The organism is Roseiarcus sp. (genome assembly GCF_052145395.1).
Classification (GTDB): domain Bacteria; phylum Pseudomonadota; class Alphaproteobacteria; order Rhizobiales; family Beijerinckiaceae; genus Roseiarcus.
The window spans coordinates 1-2,802 of record NZ_JBKQOT010000055.1 but is presented as its reverse complement, the minus strand read 5'-3'; the positions used below and the strand labels follow the sequence as shown (position 1 = coordinate 2,802).

Genomic DNA, 2,802 nt, shown 5'->3' with positions numbered 1-2,802 from the left:
CGGCTTAGGCTACCTCGCGAAGAACCCTCAGGGCGGCTACGTGAACACGCAGGCAGGTGAGGCGGGACACACTGCCGCTGCCCAGGCTGCCCGTGAGGCGGACCACGCTACCGCTGCCCAGGCTGCCCCCACCGAAACCCATACGCCACTCGATGACGACGGGAGCGCAGCTGTGTTCAAGCACGGGGTCTCCCCCAGCCTCACGGCGCGGGCCGTGGAGGAGATTGCGACCGCCGGGGCCATGAGCCCTGACGTCCGGGAAGCCTCCCAGCAGCTGAACGCCGACCCCTCGATCGTCTCTAGCGTGATGCAGAAGGCCATGGCGGCCTACGGGCAGCAGTTCGAGCGGCACGCGGCGAAGGCCGGTGTGGCCTCTGGCGACTTCACCGCATGGGCTCAGCAGCAGCGAGGCGACGCGCTCAAGATGGCCATGGTGCGCCATGTGACCCAGCAGGACCCACGCGCGTACAATGCGCTGCTCGCTGAGTTCAAGCAGGCCTCGCGCCGATGAGCCTGCTGCCAGCCGACCCGGTGAAGCGGAGGGCTGAGGAGCAGGCCAGAGAGCGAGCCCGCACGGATGCGTTCGAGCGGGGCTACGCTCAAGGCCGCGCATTCGCGACCGCGATCATGGAGATGAGAGGAGGGGCTGCGCTTGCGGCCTCTCCCACTCCCAGCTTGCCTTCACACATCCGCTCCCTAGCCCTCGACATCGGCCAAGACCGGATCCTTCTGCCCAAGGCAGTCACCATCTCCCGCGCCTTCACCGAGGGAGGGGATGAGATCGCCACCCACATTAGCTTCGGCCACGTCACGCTGACGGTTGACGAGGCTGTTCGTGAAGGGGTCCTTGAGGCGACCGGTCGGTTCAACCACTACAGGGCCGGCGACGTTCTCCACAGCCGTCCTCAGGTTGGATCGTGGGTGCACCCGATGGGTCACGACGCGACTCGACCAGCAACAAGGCCGGGGCTCTGATGACCCGGCGTAGAGCATCACCCCACGGCGGGGGCATGGGCGAGAGCGGTTGAAGAAGGCCGCGCAGCGGGCCACCAAGCGAGCCGCTCGTGTCGCGGCCGGGGCGGTCATCCCGGAGACCCTCTCGCTCCGCTCCCCAGCGGCAGAACCGCATCAAGAATGACAGCCACGGAGTAGTGAGGGCGAGGAGTGATCCTCCCCTCTCTTTTTTTTCACCGTGGTGGCCTAGCGCTTGGCCTAAACCGTGGCCTAGAATGCATCCCAAAATGCCGACTAAGTCTTTGATATAGTTGCACGTTAGGGTGTCTGGTCGGGGCAGCCGGATTCGAACCGGCGACCTGAAGTACCCAAAACTTCCGCGCTACCGGGCTGCGCTATACCCCGAGTTCCGCGCAGTGGCTAACATGAGCGCGTCGCGCGGACAAGGATGGCGCTCGTTTTAGGCGCGCTCGCTGTGATCGCGCCGCCGCGCTCAGCGAGCGCGGCTAGACGAGCCCTACCCCGTCGCCAGCGCCCGCGAAATCACCAGCCGCTGGATGTCGCTCGTGCCCTCGTAAATCTGGCAGACCCGCACGTCGCGGTAGATGCGCTCGACCGGATAGTCGGCGAGATAGCCGTAGCCGCCGTGGATCTGGATAGCGTCCGAGCACACCCGCTCCGCCGTCTCGGAGGCGAACAGCTTCGCCATCGACGCCTCCTTGAGGCACGGCCGCTTGGCGTCGCGCAAGGACGCGGCGTGCAGCGTGAGCTGCTCGGCCGCCTCGATTTGCGTCGCTATGTCGGCGAGGCGGAACGCCACGGCCTGATGCTCGATGATCGGCTTGCCGAACTGGATGCGCTCCTTGGCGTAGGACAAAGCCGCCGCATGGGCGCCGCGCGCCATGCCGACCGCCTGCGCGGCAATGCCGATGCGCCCGCCCTCGAGGTTGGCGAGCGCGATTTTCAGCCCCTGCCCTTCCTCCCCGAGCCGCTGGCTCGCCGGCACCCCCATGTCCTCGAACACGATATGGCAGGTGTCGGAAGCATGCTGACCGAGCTTGTCCTCGACCTTGGCGACGACGAAGCCCGGCGTGTCGGTCGGCACGATGAAGGCGGAGATGCCCTTTTTGCCGGCATTCGGGTCAGTGACGGCGAAGACGATCGCCACGTGGCCGTTCTTGCCCGAGGTGATGAACTGCTTGGAGCCGGAGATGACGTAGGAGGCGTTGCCGTCGCGCCGCGCCCGCGTGCGGATCGACGCGGCGTCCGAGCCGGCGCTCGGCTCCGTCAGGCAGAAGCAGCCGATTGTCTCGCCACGGGCCATCGGCTTCAAGAACCGTTCGCGCTGCTCGTCGTCGCCAAAGGTCAGAATCGGCATGCAGCCGACCCCGTTGTGGACGCTCATGATGGTCGAGACCGCGCCGCAGCCGGCGGCGATCTCGATCACTGCCAAGGCGTAGGAGACATAATCCGTCTCGGCGCCGTCCCACTCCGCAGGCACGGTCATGCCCATAAAGCCGAGTTCGCCCATTTCCCGGAGCGCATCGCGGGGAAAGGCGTGCTCGCGGTCCCAGGCGGCGGCGTTCGGGGCGAGCCTTTCTTCGGCGAAGCGTCGCGCCATGTCGCGGATCGTCGCCTGCTCTTCGGTCGGGATCATGCAGCCTCCAGGGCGATCGCGGTCGCCTCGCCCCCGCCGATGCACAAGCTGGCGACGCCTTTCTTTTGGCCATATTGCTTCAGCGCCGCAATCAGCGTCACGATGATCCGCGCTCCCGAGGCGCCGATCGGATGGCCGAGCGCGCAGGCGCCGCCGTGGACGTTGACGTGATCGTGCGGCAGCCCCAATTC

3 protein-coding genes, 1 tRNA gene and 1 pseudogene are annotated in these 2,802 nt (G+C 66.7%); 2 read left to right on the top strand and 3 right to left on the bottom strand.

Going from position 1 to position 2,802, the window contains the following annotated elements; genetic code table 11:
• Window positions 1-511 (top strand): hypothetical protein (locus ACLP25_RS01870; protein WP_442467547.1); only part of this gene is annotated, 511 nt, incomplete at its 5' end.
• Complete coding sequence (locus ACLP25_RS01865; protein WP_442467546.1) at window positions 508-975, top strand: hypothetical protein; 468 nt, start codon at window positions 508-510, stop codon at window positions 973-975. The genes ACLP25_RS01870 and ACLP25_RS01865, both read left to right, overlap by 4 nt.
• Window positions 976-1,282: 307 nt before the next feature.
• Here ACLP25_RS01865 and ACLP25_RS01860 read toward each other — a convergent pair.
• The 3 genes and pseudogenes from ACLP25_RS01860 to ACLP25_RS01850 all read right to left on the bottom strand — a co-directional run.
• Window positions 1,283-1,359: transfer RNA gene (locus ACLP25_RS01860), tRNA-Pro, on the bottom strand.
• 112 nt (window positions 1,360-1,471) lie between these two features.
• Window positions 1,472-2,611 carry an acyl-CoA dehydrogenase family protein gene (locus ACLP25_RS01855; RefSeq protein ID WP_442467545.1) on the bottom strand — a complete coding sequence of 380 codons (1,140 nt, stop codon included), beginning with the start codon at window positions 2,609-2,611 and terminating at the stop codon, window positions 1,472-1,474.
• A pseudogene (locus ACLP25_RS01850) lies at window positions 2,608-2,802 on the bottom strand (acetyl-CoA C-acetyltransferase); the annotation flags it as partial. The pseudogene ACLP25_RS01850 and the gene ACLP25_RS01855, both read right to left, overlap by 4 nt.

Coding starts and splice junctions, on each gene's coding strand:
- ACLP25_RS01855 (WP_442467545.1), bottom strand. CDS start 2,611: ATGATCCCGACCGAAGAGCAGGCGACGATCCGCGACATGGCGCGACGC.
- ACLP25_RS01865 (WP_442467546.1), top strand. CDS start 508: ATGAGCCTGCTGCCAGCCGACCCGGTGAAGCGGAGGGCTGAGGAGCAG.